The sequence below is a fragment of the Klebsiella sp. genome, from assembly GCF_027492335.1.
Lineage (GTDB): Bacteria > Pseudomonadota > Gammaproteobacteria > Enterobacterales > Enterobacteriaceae > Klebsiella > Klebsiella huaxiensis.
In genome coordinates, this window is record NZ_JAPUEW010000066.1 from 122,061 (window position 1) to 140,532 (window position 18,472).

The 18,472-nt window shown below is 53.8% G+C and carries 15 protein-coding genes; 12 read left to right on the forward strand and 3 right to left on the reverse strand.

The window, feature by feature from the left end:
• The first annotated feature begins 10 nt into the window (after window positions 1-10).
• The 4 genes from QVF11_RS19855 to QVF11_RS19870 all read left to right on the forward strand — a co-directional run bounded on the left by QVF11_RS19855 (window position 11) and on the right by QVF11_RS19870 (window position 3,253).
• A complete protein-coding gene (locus QVF11_RS19855) occupies window positions 11-1,240 on the forward strand; it encodes a winged helix-turn-helix domain-containing protein (RefSeq protein ID WP_287858831.1) in 1,230 nt (409 codons plus the stop codon).
• 52 nt (window positions 1,241-1,292) lie between these two features.
• A complete protein-coding gene (ycaR, locus tag QVF11_RS19860; protein ID WP_110275150.1) occupies window positions 1,293-1,475 on the forward strand; it encodes a protein YcaR in 183 nt (60 codons plus the stop codon).
• On the forward strand, window positions 1,472-2,218 hold the full coding sequence (gene kdsB, locus QVF11_RS19865; RefSeq protein ID WP_112214631.1) for a 3-deoxy-manno-octulosonate cytidylyltransferase: 747 nt from the start codon (window positions 1,472-1,474) through the stop codon (window positions 2,216-2,218). Before ycaR ends, kdsB begins: the two co-directional genes overlap by 4 nt.
• A 141-nt stretch (window positions 2,219-2,359) precedes the next feature.
• Window positions 2,360-3,253, forward strand: a complete 894-nt coding sequence (locus QVF11_RS19870; protein ID WP_112214630.1) for a YcbJ family phosphotransferase — start codon at window positions 2,360-2,362, stop codon at window positions 3,251-3,253.
• Here QVF11_RS19870 and elyC read toward each other — a convergent pair.
• On the reverse strand, window positions 3,230-4,009 hold the full coding sequence (gene elyC, locus QVF11_RS19875) for an envelope biogenesis factor ElyC (protein WP_287858832.1): 780 nt from the start codon (window positions 4,007-4,009) through the stop codon (window positions 3,230-3,232). The genes QVF11_RS19870 and elyC overlap by 24 nt on opposite strands.
• Window positions 4,010-4,129: 120 nt before the next feature.
• Between elyC and cmoM the strand changes: the two genes are divergently transcribed.
• The 7 genes from cmoM to QVF11_RS19910 all read left to right on the forward strand — a co-directional run bounded on the left by cmoM (window position 4,130) and on the right by QVF11_RS19910 (window position 14,858).
• On the forward strand, window positions 4,130-4,909 hold the full coding sequence (cmoM, locus tag QVF11_RS19880; protein ID WP_112214629.1) for a tRNA uridine 5-oxyacetic acid(34) methyltransferase CmoM: 780 nt from the start codon (window positions 4,130-4,132) through the stop codon (window positions 4,907-4,909).
• 3 nt (window positions 4,910-4,912) lie between these two features.
• Window positions 4,913-6,235 (forward strand): chromosome partition protein MukF, encoded by a 1,323-nt coding sequence (gene mukF, locus QVF11_RS19885; RefSeq protein ID WP_142512458.1) that lies wholly within the window; start codon window positions 4,913-4,915, stop codon window positions 6,233-6,235.
• A complete protein-coding gene (mukE, locus tag QVF11_RS19890; RefSeq protein ID WP_110275138.1) occupies window positions 6,216-6,920 on the forward strand; it encodes a chromosome partition protein MukE in 705 nt (234 codons plus the stop codon). Before mukF ends, mukE begins: the two co-directional genes overlap by 20 nt.
• Window positions 6,920-11,368 carry a chromosome partition protein MukB gene (gene mukB / locus QVF11_RS19895; RefSeq protein ID WP_287858834.1) on the forward strand — a complete coding sequence of 1,483 codons (4,449 nt, stop codon included), beginning with the start codon at window positions 6,920-6,922 and terminating at the stop codon, window positions 11,366-11,368. Before mukE ends, mukB begins: the two co-directional genes overlap by 1 nt.
• Window positions 11,369-11,551: 183 nt before the next feature.
• Window positions 11,552-13,345: a L,D-transpeptidase gene (gene ldtD, locus QVF11_RS19900; RefSeq protein WP_287858835.1), complete on the forward strand. Its 1,794-nt coding sequence runs from the start codon at window positions 11,552-11,554 to the stop codon at window positions 13,343-13,345.
• 300 nt (window positions 13,346-13,645) lie between these two features.
• Complete coding sequence (locus QVF11_RS19905; RefSeq protein WP_110275398.1) at window positions 13,646-14,197, forward strand: YcbK family protein; 552 nt, start codon at window positions 13,646-13,648, stop codon at window positions 14,195-14,197.
• A gap of 13 nt (window positions 14,198-14,210) precedes the next feature.
• Entirely contained in the window at window positions 14,211-14,858 is a 648-nt protein-coding gene (locus tag QVF11_RS19910; protein WP_112214626.1) for an MBL fold metallo-hydrolase, read from the forward strand.
• 64 nt (window positions 14,859-14,922) lie between these two features.
• On the opposite strand, the gene QVF11_RS19915 is transcribed toward QVF11_RS19910, so the two are convergent.
• Both QVF11_RS19915 and QVF11_RS19920 read right to left on the reverse strand, forming a co-directional pair.
• On the reverse strand, window positions 14,923-16,113 hold the full coding sequence (locus tag QVF11_RS19915) for an amino acid aminotransferase (RefSeq protein ID WP_112214625.1): 1,191 nt from the start codon (window positions 16,111-16,113) through the stop codon (window positions 14,923-14,925).
• A 187-nt stretch (window positions 16,114-16,300) separates the two neighbouring features.
• Window positions 16,301-17,386, reverse strand: a complete 1,086-nt coding sequence (locus QVF11_RS19920; RefSeq protein WP_112214624.1) for a porin — start codon at window positions 17,384-17,386, stop codon at window positions 16,301-16,303.
• Between the two features lie 756 nt (window positions 17,387-18,142).
• On the opposite strand from QVF11_RS19920, the gene QVF11_RS19925 reads away from it, so the two are divergent.
• Window positions 18,143-18,469 (forward strand): PTS fructose transporter subunit IIB, encoded by a 327-nt coding sequence (locus QVF11_RS19925; RefSeq protein ID WP_112214623.1) that lies wholly within the window; start codon window positions 18,143-18,145, stop codon window positions 18,467-18,469.
• Window positions 18,470-18,472: the final 3 nt, after the last annotated feature.

The following is an 18,472-nucleotide window of genomic DNA, read 5'->3' on the forward strand; positions in this document are numbered from 1 at the left end:
GAGAACCTGCATGTCGGTATTGTCCCTCTCGCTTAAAGAAGCCCGCCATCTCCATCTTGCCGCGCAGGGGATGCTGAAAAAGCCCCGCCGTCGCGCGCGACCCGAAGATATTTTGCAGACTATCCAGCAGATGTCTTTATTGCAAATCGACACCATTAACGTTGTCGCCCGTAGCCCATACCTGGTGCTTTTTAGCCGCCTCGGCCACTATCCCCAGGGCTGGCTGGATGAGGCGCTACGTACTGGTGAACTGATGGAGTACTGGGCTCATGAGGCTTGTTTTTTACCGCGTAGCGACTTTTCGCTAGTGCGTCACCGCATGTTGACGCCGGATAAAATGGGTTGGAAGTATCATAAAGAGTGGATGGACGAACATGCTGAGAGCATTCAGGAATTGCTGAATCATATCGCTGAAAACGGCCCGGTCCGCTCAGCAGATTTCGAGCATCCGCGCAAAGGCACCAGCGGCTGGTGGGAGTGGAAACCACATAAACGTCACCTTGAAGGTTTATTTACCGCAGGCGAAGTTATGGTTGTCGAACGGCGCAATTTTCAGCGGGTTTATGACCTGATGCATCGGGTGATGCCGCACTGGAATGATGATCGGGATGGGCTTTCGCAAGAGCAGGCAGAAGACATTATGTTGCGCAACAGCGCCCGCAGCCTGGGGGTTTTCCGCCCGCAGTGGCTGGCGGATTATTATCGCTTGCGCCAACCCTCGCTACCTGGTTTGCTGGCGAAATGGCAGGAAGAAGGGCTGGTGGTATCGGTGAACGTAGAAGCGCTGGGTGAAATGTGGCTCCATCGCGATGCGCTAGCGCAACTGGAGTCAGCACCTGGCGGCAGGCTGTCTGCCAGCCATAGCGCCGTACTTTCGCCTTTCGATCCGGTCGTATGGGATCGTAAACGGGCCGAGCAGCTGTTTAACTTTAGCTATCGGCTGGAGTGCTACACGCCCGCACCGAAGCGCCAGTTCGGCTATTTTGTTTTACCGCTTCTGCACCAGGGAAAGCTGGTGGGGCGGATGGATAGCAAAATGCATCGCAAAACCGGGGTACTGGAAATTTTCTCACTGTGGCTGGAGGATGGCGTCAAGCTGACATCGGGGCTGGAGAAGGGATTAAAACGGGCGATTGATGATTTTGCCCGCTGGCAGGACGCGACGCAGGTGGCCTGCGGGCAGCTGCCGGCGGAACTCTTTACCGGGCAACGACAGGGTTGGGAAATTGACGCCGCCTGAGCCTGCGTGTGGTATGCTTCTGCGGAATCTATTCGGTCCATCTGGAGGAATCATGGATCATCGTTTACTTGAAATTATCGCCTGTCCGGTTTGTAACGGTAAGCTGTATTACAGCCAGGATAAGCAAGAACTGATCTGCAAACTTGATAGCCTGGCTTTCCCGCTGCGAGACGGCATTCCTGTACTGTTAGAAACTGAAGCCCGTCCGCTTGCTGTAGAAGAGAGCCAGTCATGAGCTTCGTGGTTATCATTCCCGCCCGTTTTGCTTCGACTCGCCTGCCGGGAAAACCGCTTCAGGATATCAATGGCAAACCGATGATTGTCCATGTGCTGGAGCGTGCACGTGAGTCCGGAGCCGACCGTATCATCGTTGCTACTGACCACCCGGACGTTGCCCGTGCGGTTGAAGCTGCCGGTGGTGAAGTATGTATGACGCGTGAAGATCATCAATCCGGTACCGAGCGCCTTGCCGAGGTGGTCGAGAAATGCGCCTTTAGTGACGACACTATCATCGTTAACATTCAGGGCGATGAGCCGATGATCCCGCCGGCGATAGTGCGTCAGGTCGCTGAAAATCTGGCCGCCAGCACCAGCGGTATGGCAACCTTAGCGGTACCAATTCACGATGCCGAAGAAGCGTTTAATCCGAATGCTGTGAAGGTCGTGATGGACGCTGCAGGCTACGCGCTCTATTTCTCCCGCGCCACCATTCCGTGGGATCGCGATCGTTTTGCTCAATCCCGCGAAACTATCGGCGACTCTTTGCTGCGCCATATCGGTATTTACGGCTATCGTGCCGGTTTCATTCGTCGCTACGTCAGCTGGGCGCCAAGTCCGCTGGAGCAGATTGAAATGCTAGAGCAGCTGCGCGTTCTGTGGTACGGCGAAAAAATCCATGTTGCGGTGGCTGAAGTGGTTCCGGGAACGGGCGTTGATACGCCGGAAGATCTGGAACGCGTTCGCGCAGAGTTGCGTTAATCTTTTCATCCCCTCCGTCTGGAGGGGATATATTCAGGCCGTTTTTCCATACTTTTTTGCGGCAATTTTGATCTCACCCGATGACAACCCCGTAGCAGACGCTCATTATGAAACCGGTAGTATTCATAGGGGTAATCTGAAATGGAACAGTTGCGTACCGAACTGAGCCATCTGCTTGGTGAAAAACTAAGCCGCGTGGAGTGCGTCAGCGAAAAGCCTTCGTCGGCGCTGTGGTCGCTATATGATGCTCAAGGAAACCCAATGCCGCTGCTGGCACGAAGTTTTACGACGCCAGGGATAGCGCGTCAGCTGGCGTGGAAAATCTCGACTCTTGCGCGTAGTGGAACCGTACGCATGCCGGTTGTCTATGGCGTAATGACGCATGAAGAGCAACCTGGGCCCGATGTCCTGCTGATTGAACGACTGCGTGGCGTTTCGGTTGAAGCGCCCGCCCGTACCCCGGAACGCTGGGAACAATTGCAGGAGCAAATCGTTGAAGCGCTACTGGCTTGGCATCGGCAGGATAGCGGTGGTTGCGTAGGGATGGTTGATAGCACTCAGGAAAACCTCTGGCCGCACTGGTATCGCCAACGGATTGAGGTGCTATGGAGCACGCTGAATCTCTATCAGGATACCGGCCTGACCATGCAGGACAAACGTATTTTGTTCCGTACTCGCGAATGCCTTGCAGATCTGTTTAAAGACTTTAATGATAACTGTGTTCTGGTGCACGGTAGCTTTACGCTGCGCAGCATGCTGAAAGATGCGCGTAGTGATCAGCTGCTGGCGATGGTGGGGCCGGGCATGATGCTCTGGGCTCCGCGTGAATTTGAGTTATTTCGTCTGGCCGATGGTGGGCAAGGAGAGCAGCTATTGTGGCACTATCTGCGTCGTGCGCCGGTAGCTGAGGCTTTTCTCTGGCGGCGCTGGCTGTATCTGTTGTGGGATGAAGTGGAAAACCTGGTGAATACCGGGCGCTTTGATCGCGCCCGTTTCGACCTTGCGGCAAAATCAATTTTGCCCTGGCTCGCCTGAGGATCCTTTTAACCACTGCCAGATGCGACCTAACGTTTCGTAGCCAACCCGATCGCTATGCATCAGCCATACGGGGGACGGAATTGCGCGTTCCCACGGATTGAGTGGTGACTCGATCGCCAACTGGTTGGCGGGGGCGGGTAAAGGATTCAGTCCGGCCTGACGAAAGAAAATCATCGCTCGCGGCAGGTGTGAGGCGGAGGTCACCAGCAGGAATGGGGCATCGCTAATCGCTTCTTTCACCGCAGCAGACTCTTCTTCAGTATCTTTGGGTTTATCCAGCACGATAATTTTGCTGCGCGGTATGCCCAGGCTCTCTGCAACTCTGGCGCTGGTTTCAGCGGAACTCATCGGGTTAGTTTTTGCTCTCCCGCCAGTAAAGATCAATTTTGCACCCGGGTTTGCATACCACAGGCGGATCCCCTCCGCTAACCGTGGCAAGCTATTGCTGATCAGGTTTGAACTGGGAGCCCACTCAGGGTTCCACGTGTAGCCTCCGCCGAGCACAACCACGTACTGCACGCGCTCTTCGCCGCGCCACGTCGGGTATTTATCCTCAATAGGTTTGAGCAAACTGTCGGCCACCGGTTGCAGGCTAAGAAGCAACAACAGTAGCCAACCGAGACTTACGCAGAGCTTGCCTGCGCGCTGGAAACGGCTAAACCACAGTAACGCTATCCCCAGAGCGATAAGCAATAACAGCAGGGGGAGCGGGAGCATCATGCCACCTAAAAACTTTTTCAGCGTAAAAAGCATGCCGGATGGTTCCTTTTTAACCATATAACCAAAGATATGCCCGGATCTTATAACAGATCGCTCCATTCTCCGCGCGGGTATGACAAAATAGCGGCTTTGTGTTGGCGTGTGGAGTCATCCGTGAAGGATCGTAATTTCGATGATATTGCTGATAAGCTTTCGCGCAATATCTACGGCACCACCAAGGGCCAGCTGCGGCAGGCGATCCTCTGGCAGGATCTGCAACCGCTGCTCAGCCAGATGGGGCCGGGACCACTGCGGGTTCTTGACGCGGGCGGCGGCGAAGGGCAAACGGCAATCAAAGTGGCGGAAATGGGTCACCATGTCACATTATGCGATCTTTCCGGCGAAATGGTGGCTCGTGCCCGACAGGCTGCCACTGATAAAGGTGTGATCGACAACATGCATTTTGTACAATGCGCAGCTCAGGATATTGAGCAGCATTTGGAAAGTCCTGTCGATCTGATACTGTTTCATGCGGTGCTGGAATGGGTAGCCGAGCCGCAGGCGATGCTGCGTACGCTGTGGTCAATTTTACGTCCCGGCGGCGCGTTGTCGCTCATGTTCTACAATGCTAACGGTCTATTGATGCGCAATATCGTTGTCGGAAATTTAGACTATGTGCAATTAGGTATGCCGAAAAAGAAAAAACGCACGCTATCGCCGGATTACCCGCGCGATCCGCAGCAGGTTTATGGCTGGCTGGAAGAAATTGGCTGGCAGATTACCGGTAAGACCGGCGTGCGAGTGTTTCATGATTATCTGCGTGAAAAACGCCAACAGCACGACAAGTTTGCGGCGCTACTGGAGCTGGAAACGCGCTACTGTCGCCAGGAGCCGTATATCAGCCTGGGTCGTTACATTCATGTCACCGCGCTTAAGCCGCAGATGCAAGGATAAACTATGAGTGAATTTTCCCAGACAGTCCCCGAACTGGTTGCCTGGGCCAGGAAAAATGATTTTTCTATTTCGCTGCCGGTCGACAGACTCTCTTTCCTGCTGGCGATTGCCACGCTGAACGGTGAGCGGATGGAAGGGGAAATGACCGAGGGAGAACTGGTGGACGCGTTCCGCCACGTCAGTGATGCGTTTGAGCAGACCAGCGAAACCATCAGCCAGCGTGCCAATAATGCCATTAACGATATGGTGCGCCAGCGTCTGCTGAACCGCTTTACCAGCGAAATTACCGAAGGCAATGCCATTTATCGCCTGACGCCTTTAGGCATCGGGATCACCGATTATTATATTCGCCAGCGTGAGTTTTCCACCCTGCGTCTGTCAATGCAGCTATCGATCGTTGCCGGTGAGCTAAAGCGTGCCGCTGACTCTGCAGAAGAGGGGGGCGATGAGTTCCACTGGCACCGTAATGTGTTCGCACCGCTGAAATACTCGGTAGCGGAAATATTCGACAGTATTGACCTGACTCAGCGAATCATGGACGAGCAGCAGCAGTTGGTGAAAGACGACATTGCTCAGCTGTTGAACAAAGACTGGCGGGCGGCGATTTCCAGCTGTGAACTGTTGCTGTCGGAAACCTCCGGTACTCTGCGCGAACTGCAGGATACGCTGGATGCAGCCGGCGATAAGCTGCAGGCAAACCTGCTGCGCATTCAGGATTCGACCATGGCCCGCGACGATCTTAACTTCGTCGATCGCCTGGTTTTCGATCTGCAAAGCAAGCTGGACCGTATCGTCAGTTGGGGCCAGCAGGCGATTGACCTGTGGATTGGCTACGACCGCCACGTGCACAAGTTTATCCGTACCGCGATTGATATGGATAAGAACCGCGTCTTCGCTCAGCGCCTGCGTCAGTCGGTTCAGACCTACTTTGATGCACCGTGGGCACTCACTCATGCTAGCGCCGATCGCCTGCTTGATATGCGCGATGAAGAGATGGCGCTGCATGATGAAGAGGTAACCGGGGAACTTCCTGCGGATCTTGAGTACGAAGAGTTTAACGAAATTCGCGAGCAGCTTGCGGCGCTCATCGAATCTCAACTGGCGATTTATAAAGATAAAGGCCTGCCGCTGGATCTCGGTCTGGTGGTACGCGAGTATCTGGCGCAGTATCCGCGCGCGCGCCACTTTGACGTTGCGCGAATCGTTGTCGACCAGGCGGTACGTTTGGGCGTAGCGCAAGCAGATTTCACCGGACTGCCAGCCAAATGGCAGCCGATTAATGATTACGGAGCCAAGGTACAGGCGCATGTCATCGACAAATATTGAACAAGTGATGCCAGTTAAACTGGCGCAAGCGTTGGCTAATCCGTTATTCCCGGCGCTGGATAGCGCCCTGCGCGCGGGCCGTCACGTCGGTCTCGACGAGCTGGATAATCACGCCTTTTTAATGGATTTTCAGGATTACCTGGAAGAGTTTTATGCTCGCTATAACGTTGAGCTGATTCGCGCGCCGGAGGGATTTTTCTATCTGCGCCCGCGTTCCACCACGCTTATCCCGCGTTCGGTGCTCTCCGAGCTGGATATGATGGTGGGTAAAATTCTTTGCTACCTCTATCTGAGCCCGGAGCGTCTGGCGAATGAAGGTATCTTCACCCAGCAGGAGCTTTATGATGAGTTGCTGACTCTGGCGGATGAAGCGAAACTGCTGAAGCTGGTGAATAACCGCTCCACTGGTTCCGACCTTGACCGCCAGAAACTGCAGGAAAAAATGCGCGCCTCGCTTAACCGCCTGCGCCGTCTTGGCATGGTGTGGTTTATGGGCCATGACAGCAGCAAATTCCGCATCACTGAATCGGTCTTCCGCTTCGGGGCTGACGTACGTGCTGGAGACGATCCGCGCGAAGCGCAACTGCGCATGATCCGCGACGGCGAAGCCATGGCGCTGGAAAATCGCCTGCAGCTCAATGATGAGAATGAAGAAAATCAGCCGGATAGCGGGGAGGAAGAGTAATGATTGAACGCGGTAAATTTCGCTCGCTGACGCTGGTTAACTGGAACGGTTTTTTTGCCCGTACTTTTGATCTCGATGAATTGGTGACCACGCTTTCGGGCGGTAACGGTGCCGGTAAATCCACAACCATGGCGGCTTTCGTTACGGCGCTGATCCCGGACCTTACGCTGCTACACTTCCGTAACACCACGGAAGCCGGGGCCACCAGCGGTTCGCGCGACAAAGGTCTGCACGGTAAGCTGCGCGCCGGGGTTTGTTACTCAGTGCTGGACGTTATCAACTCTCGTCACCAGCGCGTGGTGGTTGGGGTGCGTCTACAGCAGGTCGCTGGTCGCGATCGTAAAGTCGATATCAAACCTTTTGCGATTCAGGGCCTGCCGACCTCCATTCAGCCGACTCAGTTGCTAACTGAAACCCTTAACGAACGCCAGGCGCGCGTCGTTACGCTCAACGAGTTGAAAGATAAACTCGAAGCGATGGAAGGGGTGCAGTTCAAGCAGTTCAACTCTATCACCGAATATCACTCGCTGATGTTTGACCTGGGCGTGGTGGCTCGTCGCCTACGTTCGGCCTCGGACCGTAGCAAATACTATCGCCTGATCGAAGCCTCTCTGTACGGCGGGATTTCGAGCACCATCACCCGCTCGCTGCGCGACTACCTGCTGCCGGAAAACAGCGGTGTACGTAAAGCGTTTCAGGATATGGAAGCGGCGTTGCGCGAAAACCGCATGACGCTGGAAGCGATTCGCGTCACGCAGTCCGACCGCGATCTGTTCAAACATCTGATCAGTGAAGCCACCAACTACGTGGCGGCTGACTATATGCGCCACGCCAACGAGCGACGCATTCATCTCGACAAAGCGCTGGAATACCGGCGCGATCTGTTCACCTCGCGAGCACAGCTTGCCGCCGAGCAGTACAAGCACGTCGATATGGCGCGCGAACTGCAGGAGCATAACGGGGCGGAAGGCGATCTGGAAGCCGATTACCAGGCTGCCAGCGATCACCTGAACCTGGTGCAAACCGCTCTGCGTCAGCAGGAAAAAATCGAGCGCTATGAAGCAGATCTCGATGAACTGCAGATCCGTCTCGAAGAGCAAAATGAAGTCGTAGCGGAAGCGGTTGACCAACAGGAAGAGAACGAGGCTCGCGCCGAAGCCGCCGAGCTGGAAGTGGATGAGCTGAAGAACCAGCTCGCCGACTACCAGCAGGCGCTGGACGTGCAGCAGACTCGTGCGATTCAGTATAACCAAGCGCTGCAGGCGCTGGAGCGGGCAAAAGCCCTCTGCCATCTGCCGGACTTAACCCCGGAGAGCGCCGACGAGTGGCTGGAAACCTTCCAGGCGAAAGAGCAGGAAGCGACGGAGAAAATGCTGTCGCTGGACCAGAAAATGAGCGTGGCGCAAACCGCGCACAGCCAGTTCGAGCAGGCGTATCAGCTGGTGGCTTCGATAAACGGCCCGCTGGCGCGTAACGAGGCCTGGGACGTAGCGCGCGAACTGCTGCGCGATGGTGTCAATCAGCGTCATCAGGCTGAGCAGGCCCATGGGTTGCGCAGTCGCCTGACTGAACTTGAACAGCGCCTGCGTGAACAGCAGGATGCCGAGCGCCAGCTGACCGAGTTCTGCAAACGTCAGGGCAAACGCTACGATATCGACGAGCTGGAAGCCCTGCATCAGGAGCTGGAAGCCCGTATTGCTTCGTTGTCTGACAGCGTCTCTTCCGCCAGTGAACGGCGCATGACCCTGCGTCAGGAACTGGAGCAGCTGCAATCGCGCACCCAGACACTGATGCGCCGCGCACCAATATGGCTGGCAGCGCAGAACAGCCTCAACCAGCTTTGCGAGCAGAGCGGCGAGCAGTTTGAATCAAGCCAGGACGTCACTGAGTATCTCCAGCAGTTGCTGGAGCGTGAACGCGAGGCCATCGTAGAGCGTGATGAAGTCGGTGCCCGCAAGCGCGCTATCGACGATGAAATTGAGCGTCTCAGTCAGCCGGGCGGCTCTGAAGATCAGCGCCTGAATACGCTGGCGGAACGTTTTGGCGGCGAGCTGCTGTCAGAAATCTATGATGACGTTAGCCTCGACGATGCGCCGTATTACTCCGCGCTATACGGACCGTCCCGCCACGCGATTGTCGTCCCGGACCTGTCGCGCATTGCTGAACAGCTGGAAGGGCTGGAAGATTGTCCGGAAGATCTCTATCTGATCGAAGGGGATCCGCAGTCGTTTGATGACAGCGTATTCAGCGTTGATGAGCTGGAAAAAGCGGTTGTCGTTAAGATTGCCGATCGTCAGTGGCGCTATTCACGCTTCCCGACGCTGCCGCTGTTTGGCCGTGCTGCCCGCGAAAGCCGCGTCGAAACGCTACACGCCGAGCGTGAAAGCCTGTCAGAACGCTTTGCGACGCTGTCGTTTGATGTGCAGAAAACTCAGCGTTTGCATCAGGCGTTCAGCCGCTTTATCGGCAATCATCTGGCGGTGGCCTTCGAGGATGACCCGGAAGAAGAAATCCGCAAACTCAATACCCGACGTGGCGAGCTTGAGCGGGCGCTGAGCGCGCATGAAAGCGATAACCAGCAGAACCGGGTGCAGTACGAGCAGGCGAAAGAGGGCGTATCCGCGCTGAATCGCCTGTTGCCGCGTCTGAATCTGCTGGCCGATGATTCGCTGGCCGATCGCGTTGATGAAATCCAGGAGCGTCTTGACGAAGCGCAGGAAGCCGCGCGTTTCGTCCAGCAGCATGGTAATCAGCTGGCGAAACTGGAGCCGATGGTTTCCGTTCTCCAGAGCGACCCTGAGCAGTTTGAGCAGTTGAAAGAAGATTACGCATATTCGCAGCAGACTCAACGCGATGCGCGTCAGCAGGCGTTTGCGCTGACCGAAGTGGTGCAGCGCCGTGCCCACTTTAGCTACTCGGATTCAGCGGAGATGCTGAGTGGGAATAGCGATCTGAACGAGAAGCTGCGTCAGCGTCTTGAGCAGGCGGAAGCGGAACGCGCCCGAACTCGTGAAGCGTTACGTACCCACGCCGCGCAGCTCAACCAGTACAACCAGGTACTGGCGTCGTTGAAAAGTTCGTATGACACCAAAAAAGAGCTGCTCAATGACCTGCACAAAGAGCTTCAGGATATCGGCGTACGCGCTGATGCGGGTGCTGAAGAGCGCGCCCGTCTGCGTCGTGACGAGCTGCATGCTCAGCTGAGCAACAACCGTTCGCGGCGTAATCAGCTCGAGAAAGCGCTGACCTTCTGCGAAGCGGAAATGGACAACCTGACCCGCAAGCTGCGTAAGCTGGAGCGCGATTACTGCGAAATGCGCGAACAGGTGGTGAGCGCCAAAGCGGGCTGGTGCGCGGTGATGCGCCTGGTGAAAGATAACGGCGTAGAACGTCGTCTGCATCGCCGTGAGCTGGCTTACCTTTCTGCTGACGAGCTGCGTTCAATGTCGGATAAGGCGCTCGGCGCGCTGCGTCTGGCGGTATCGGATAACGAGCATCTACGCGATGTACTGCGTGTTTCTGAAGATCCGAAGCGTCCGGAACGTAAAATTCAGTTCTTCGTCGCCGTCTATCAGCATCTGCGCGAGCGTATCCGCCAGGACATCATCCGTACCGACGATCCGGTCGAAGCGATTGAGCAGATGGAGATTGAACTCAGCCGTCTGACGGAAGAGCTGACCAACCGCGAGCAGAAGCTAGCTATTAGCTCTCGCAGCGTGGCCAATATCATTCGCAAGACCATCCAGCGCGAGCAGAACCGTATTCGTATGCTCAACCAGGGGCTGCAGAGCGTCTCCTTCGGTCAGGTCAACAGCGTGCGTCTGAACGTCAATGTACGGGAGACCCACTCGACGCTGCTGGACGTGTTGTCTGAGCAGCACGAACAGCATCAGGACCTGTTTAACAGCAACCGTCTGACCTTCTCGGAAGCGTTGGCGAAGCTGTATCAGCGCCTGAACCCGCAGATAGATATGGGCCAGCGCACGCCGCAAACCATTGGCGAGGAGCTGCTCGACTACCGTAACTATCTGGAGATGGAAGTCGAAGTTAACCGTGGTTCTGACGGCTGGCTGCGTGCGGAGTCCGGGGCGTTGTCAACCGGTGAGGCTATCGGTACCGGGATGTCGATTCTGGTGATGGTGGTGCAGAGCTGGGAAGATGAATCCCTGCGCCTGCGCGGCAAGGATATCTCGCCGTGTCGTCTGCTGTTCCTTGATGAAGCGGCGCGTCTGGATGCCCGTTCTATCGCGACGCTGTTCGAGCTGTGCGATCGTCTGGAAATGCAGTTGATTATCGCGGCACCCGAAAATATCAGCCCGGAAAAAGGGACGACTTACAAACTGGTGCGTAAAGTGGTGAATAACCACGAGCATGTGCATGTTGTTGGGCTGCGTGGCTTTGCCCCACAGCTACCTGAAACGCTGCCGGGAACGGCTGATGCTTCGTAGGTCTATTCGGTGACCAGTCAAAGGGCGGCATGATGTCGCCCTTTTTGTTATCCGTTCGTGTATTTTAGGATTGTATAATCTTTTAACTTCTTTACATTTGGGAAGGCAAAAGCGTTTTCGTCTTCATATACTGAAAGTGAGCCCCAATTTTGCGGGCGGCAATGTGTTAACAGGGGGCAAGGGATGTTGCTAAAGAAATGGTATGGTCGTCAATTGTCGGTGCTCAGCCTGAGCCTGGCTTTTGCATTTGCTCCACTGTTCAATGTCCAGGCCGAAGAGCCTGAAGTTGTACCAACAGACAGCTCTGCAACTATCGGAGAGCTCTCTTCTGCGCTGGGCCAGAGCGAAGGCCAATCTGCGACGGTCGCCAAAATGGCCGGTGAGCAGGCGCTTCCCGCCGATGCGGCGATAAAAAGTCGTGCCGATATTCAGGTCGTTCTGCCGTCCGGTTATCAGCCGGTATTTATGAATCCACTGGTATCGCTGTATGCGGCCAGGGACATGAAACCGATGTGGGATAATCGTGAGGCGGTGCAGGCGTTTCAACAACAATTGGCTGAAGTCGCTATCGCCGGTTTTCAACCGCAGTTCACCAAATGGGTAGAGCTGCTGACCGACCCAGCGGTCAACGGCCTGGCGCGAGATATTGTCTTATCCGATGCCATGATGGGTTATTTGCATTTTATTAGCGGTATTCCGACGCAGGGTAATCGCTGGCTGTATGGTACTAAACCGTACACGATGTCGACGCCGCCGCTATCAGTCATTAATCTGTGGCAGCAGGCACTGGATAACGGTTCGCTACCGCAGTTTATCGCCGGTCTTTCGCCACAGCATCCGCAGTATGCCGCTATGCACCAGGCGTTATTAGCCCAGGTTGCTGATTCGCGTCCATGGCCGCAGCTCACCAGTAAGGCATCGCTGCGTCCTGGGGAGTGGAGCAACGATGCTGGCGCGTTGCGTGAAATTTTACAGCGTACTGGCATGCTGGATGATTCTGCCAAAATTGCTTTGCCTGGCGATGATGTTGTTAGCCCATCGGCTGAGAAAACGGCCAAAAGCAGCGGTCGCGGCGTTTACGATCGGCAATTAGTTGAAGGTGTTAAGCGCTTCCAGGCGTGGCAAGGTTTAGGGGCTGATGGGGTCATTGGCCCGGCAACTCGTGATTGGCTTAATGTTTCACCAGCGCAGCGTGCGGGCGTGCTGGCGCTGAATATTCAGCGTTTGCGCTTGCTGCCGGGCAATTTGTCGACCGGAATTATGGTCAATATCCCGGCGTTTTCGCTGGTCTACTACCAGGATGGCAGCCAGGTGCTGGCATCGCGGGTTATTGTTGGCCGTCCGGATCGCAAAACGCCGATGATGAGCAGCGCGCTGAACAACGTGGTGGTTAACCCGCCGTGGAATGTGCCGCCGACGCTGGCGCGTAAAGATATCCTGCCGAAGGTGCGCAATAATCCAGGCTATCTTGAGCAGCACGGTTATACGCTTATGCGTGGCTGGAACAGTAAAGAAGCGATTGATCCGTGGCAGGTTGATTGGGAGACCATAACGGCATCGAATTTACCGTTCCGCTTCCAGCAGGCGCCAGGTGCGCGTAATTCGCTGGGGCGTTATAAATTTAATATGCCGAGTTCGGATGCTATCTATTTGCACGATACGCCGAACCATAATCTGTTCCAGAGAGACGGTCGGGCTCTGAGCTCCGGATGCGTGCGCGTTAATAAAGCTTCGGAGCTGGCGAATATGCTGCTGCAGGATGCTGGCTGGAACGATGCGCGAATTTCAGATGCGCTCAAGCAGGGCAATACCCGCTACGTGAATATTCGCCAGAATATCCCGGTTAATCTCTATTATTTGACCGCCTTTGTTGGCACAGATGGACGTACACAATATCGAACAGATATTTACAATTACGATCTCACCGCGCGATCCAGCGCACAAATCCTGTCTAAAGCTGAACAATTAATCAGATAAATGAAGTAGTTCAACGGATTCGGTTGTCCTATCTTTGTGTGAAAATGGGCCTTGTTGTCTGCAAGGCCCGAGTTTACTGGGGTTGGGCTACCTTGACGTTGGCAATAATGCCCGGTAAGGTGCCTTTCGTGCGCCAGAAGTGCATATACATATAATCCTGCAAATGCGTGTGGCGGTAAGCAGCAAATTCTCTGTGGCTGATATTTATTAGCTGTCAGGGAGGTGAGCGCGTGCTGGCGGCTAACAGGCGGATTGCGGGAAAAGTATATTACGATTCATTTACCTGTAGACCTGATTATCATGGACAAATTTGACGCTAATCGCCGCAAACTGCTGGCGTTAGGTGGAGCTGCGCTCGGTGCTGCTGCCATTCTGCCTGCGCCGGCATTTGCCACCCTCTCGACCCCCCGACCGCGTATTTTGACGCTGAACAACCTGCATACTGGTGAATCACTCAAGGCGGAGTTTTTCGATGGCAGAGGCTATATTCAGGATGAATTAGCAAGACTTAATCATTTTTTCCGCGACTACCGCGCGAATAAAATTAAATCCATCGATCCTGGTTTGTTCGATCAACTCTATCGCTTGCAGGGATTAATAGGCACCAACAAGCCTGTCCAGCTCATCTCTGGTTATCGTTCCCTCGATACCAATGATGAACTTCGGGCACGAAGCCGTGGTGTGGCGAAGCATAGCTACCACACTAAGGGTCAGGCCATGGATTTCCATATTGAAGGCATTTCGTTAAGCAATGTTCGCAAAGCGGCGTTATCTATGCGCACAGGTGGTGTAGGATATTACCCACGTAGCAACTTTGTGCATATTGATACCGGGCCGGTACGGCACTGGTAACGAAAGGAGCATCATGAACTATCGTATTATTCCGGTTACCGCGTTCGCGCAGAACTGTTCTTTGATCTGGTGTGAACAAACCCGGCTGGCGGCACTGGTCGATCCTGGCGGTGATGCTGAGCGAATCAAACAGGAAGTGACGGCGGCAGGTGTTAGCCTGATGCAGATCCTGCTCACTCACGGTCATCTCGATCACGTAGGCGCCGCAGCGGAACTGGCACAACATTACGGCGTGCCGATTATCGGTCCGGAAAAAGAAGATGAGTTCTGGCTGGAGGGATTACCCGCACAAAGCCGGATGTTTGGTCTGGATGAGTGCCAGCCACTACAACCGGATCGCTGGCTGAATGAGGGCGATGTGGTTAGCGTGGGGAATATTTCCCTGCAGGTGCTGCATTGCCCAGGCCACACTCCCGGGCACGTGGTCTTCTTTGACGGTGCTTCCAGACTACTAATTTCAGGTGATGTGATTTTCAAAGGCGGAGTAGGGCGCAGCGACTTCCCGCGCGGCGATCACAATCAGTTGATCGAGGCGATAAAACGCAAATTATTGCCGCTGGGCGATGACGTGTCGTTTATTCCCGGTCACGGTCCTATGTCGACTCTGGGCTATGAGCGCCTGCATAATCCTTTTCTGCAGGATGAAATGCCGGTCTGGTAATGATGCCGGATTGAAGGATGTAAAAAAGGCCGCAGATGCGGCCTTTTGTTTTTTTAAGATGAGGTTACAGCACGGCAACAATCGCTTCGCACAGCGGTGCCATGTTGTCCGGTGTCATACCGGCGACGTTAATACGCCCGGATGCCACGGCGTAAATCGCGAACTCTTCACGCAGACGCAGTACCTGCTCTTTGGTCAGGCCGCTGAACGAGAACATACCGTTCTGCTGAATGATGAAGGAGAAGTCACGGCTGGCGCCTTTTTCCTGCAGAGTATTCACGAACAGTAGGCGCATACGCTGAATGCGCTGACGCATGTCAGTGAGTTCTTGTTCCCAGATGGCGCGCAGCGCGTCATTGCTGAGAATGGTCGCAACTACCGATGCGCCGTGAGCCGGTGGGTTAGAGTAGTTAGCGCGAATAACGGACTTCATCTGGCTGAAAGCACGGTCTACCGTTTCCTGGTCAGCAGCAACCAGCGTACAGGCGCCTACGCGCTCATTGTACAGGCCGAAGTTCTTCGAGTAGGAGCTCGCAACCAGCAGCTCTTTATGCAGCGCGGCAAACGCACGCAGGCCTTCAGCATCTTCTTCCAGACCACGAGCAAAACCTTGATAGGCGAAGTCAAACAGCGGCAGCCAGCCTTTCTCTACGGACAGCTGCGCCAACTGTTGCCACTGCTCCAGCGTTGGATCGATACCGGTTGGGTTGTGGCAGCAGCCGTGGAACAGAACGACATCGCCCGCCTGCGCTTCGTTCAGGCTGGCCAGCAGACCGTCGAAGTCAAGCCGGTGGTTAGCCGCATCGTAGTAAGCATATTCGCAAACTTCCAGCCCGGCTGAGTTAAATACGCTTTTGTGGTTAGGCCAGCTAGGGTTGCTCACCCAAATGCGTTTGGCATCGGTATTCTTCGCCAGGAAGTCTGCGGCAACGCGCAGGCCACCGGTACCGCCCGGAGTCTGGGCGGTACGCGCGCGTTTATCATTAATAATCGCGCTTCCTTTGCCAAACAGGAGCTCCTGGGTACAACGACCAAATTCTGGAATACCGTCAATGCCCAGATAATTCTTGGTGGTTTCATTTTCCAGCAGATATTGCTCTGCTTTTTTTACGCTGGTCAGGACTGGTGTCTTACCTGTTTCATCTTTATAAACACCAATTCCAAGGTTAATTTTTGTTGGGCGGTCATCGGCACGAAATAGATCGGCCAGGCCCAAAATAGGGTCGGCGGGGGCGGCAGTAATTTTTTCAAACATGACGAGGTTCCATTGTGATTACTGAAGGGAAATCCGCTATCAGGTTAACGGGAGTTCTGTGAATTGCCAACCGTTTGCGACAAAAAGCGAGAAGGTTTTCAAAAGTTACGATCTTCATCTTAGGAACGCAGAAAAGCAGGACCGAAGTCCTGCTTTTTAGGCATATCACGAAGGGGTGTACTGCTGATTAGAACTGGTAAACGATACCCACTGCAGCCTGGTCATCGGTAGCAACGCCAGCAGCTTTGGTGTAGTCGTTGTCGTCCAGCTGGTTGAATTTATACGCAGCGTAAACGTTCATGTTCTTGTTGAAGTAGTACCAGGTACCCACTTCGATGTATTTAACCAGGTCAGCATCGCCGCCGGAGAAACCAGCGCGTTCCTGCAGGTTCTTGCCTTTAGTTTGTACGTAGCCGATGGACGGACGCAGACCGAAGTCGAACTGATACTGAACGACAGCTTCGAAGTTCTGAGTTTTACCCGCGAAGTAGTTGCCTTCGTTTTCTGGGGTCATGTTATAGGTCTGAGAGTACATCACTGCAGCGTAGACGTTGTTTGCATCGTACTTAGCGGAGGTCGCCCATGCTTCAGCCTTGTCACCGTTACCATCAGCTTTCTGATCGCCAGTTCGGTTGGAGTTAGCATAACCTGCGGACAACGCTATGCCGTTTTCGAACGCGTAGGTTGCTGCGGTGCTGAAACCGTCGCCATTTTGTTTCTTAACGTCGCGAGTGCTGGCGTCATTTTTACCCTGGTACTGCAGCGCAAAGCTCAGACCATCAACCAGACCGAAGAAGTCAGAGTTACGGTAAGTTGCCACGCCATTGGTACGACCAGTCATGAAGTTGTCGGTGTAGTTCCAGCCATCGCCACCCCATTCAACCAGCATATCGGTTGCAGCTTCAACGTCGTAGATCGCGCCGTAGTTACGACCGTAGTCGAATGAACCGTATTCACCCGCTTTTAAGCCAGCAAAAGCCAGACGAGTTTTGGTGGTCTGTTTACCTTCAACATTAGACGCATCCATGTTGTATTCCCACTGACCGTAGCCGACCAGTTGATCGTTGATCTGGGTTTCGCCTTTCAGGCCGATACGAGCATAGGTGGTGTCTTCACTGCTGGTGTCGCCATTTGTAGTCCAAATGTGCTCGCCAACCATTTTTCCGTAAAAGTCCAGTTTGTTGCCGTTTTTGTTATAGATTTCTGCAGCGTTAGCTGCACCGGCTACCAGCAGGGCAGGAATTACCGCTGCCAGAATTTTGCGCTTCATCATTATTTATTACCCTCATTTATATTTTTATATGAACACTTGCCACTGCCGCCAATAAGTTCTGTCAATAAAAATTTACGGAACTATTGATGATAGTTTGGTGTCTGGAGGCATCTTTCCATCCAGAACAACGTTTCGCTAGCCGGAAAATGCTACCAATGTCGTATATGAGTAACCAAGAGAAACTGTGTGTAACTAAATGTGTATTTTAGGGAACTTTGTGAACTCAATCAACATTCCGCTTGGATTTACCGATAAAACTCATTTTTCATATATATCTATATGAATTAATTATGATTAATTTAGATAAGAGAGCATTCATGCATTTTTCGTCACTATTTTGCTTCTTTTTTATTCAGTTCCTGTCTTTGCAAGTTGTGCGGTCGCTGGTTGAAAAATGAGCAAAATAATCAGGTGGTTTGGCAGTTTATGAACATAAGGTGCGGTTTTTGTCTCCGCCGGGTACCGAAATAGTGCGTAACATAAATGTGAATAAACAAGGTTGATGTTTAAGTTTCCTGACAAAAGAGGTTGCTACTCCGCAGTGATGTAGGGTTCATGGGCATAATTTTATGCTGCTGATGAGTCTGATAAGACCGCGAGTCGGGCACATTTTTCGTCTTAGAATCGCCTATCCGACCCTCGTCACAATTCCGAATGACGGAATTATTTGTCCAGCAAAAGCATTATTTCTCTGATAACAACGATCGCTTCCCCGCAGCCATAATTTCTCTCGTTAACAATCACGAGGGGTTTGAAATGAGTAAAAAACTGATTGCAGTCTGCGCATGCCCGATGGGGCTGGCCCATACCTTTATGGCGGCGCAGGCGCTGGAAGAGGCGGCGATTGAAGCCGGATATGAAGTGAAAATTGAAACCCAGGGGGCGGATGGTATTCAAAACCGCCTGACGGCGCAGGATATCGCCGAAGCGACGTTAATTATCCATTCTGTCGCCGTAACGCCAGAAGACAATGAGCGTTTTGAGACCCGCGACGTCTATGAAATCACGCTACAGGATGCGATCAAAAATGCCGCCGGAATCATAAAAGAAATTGAAGAGATGCTTGCCGCAGAACAACAATAATTG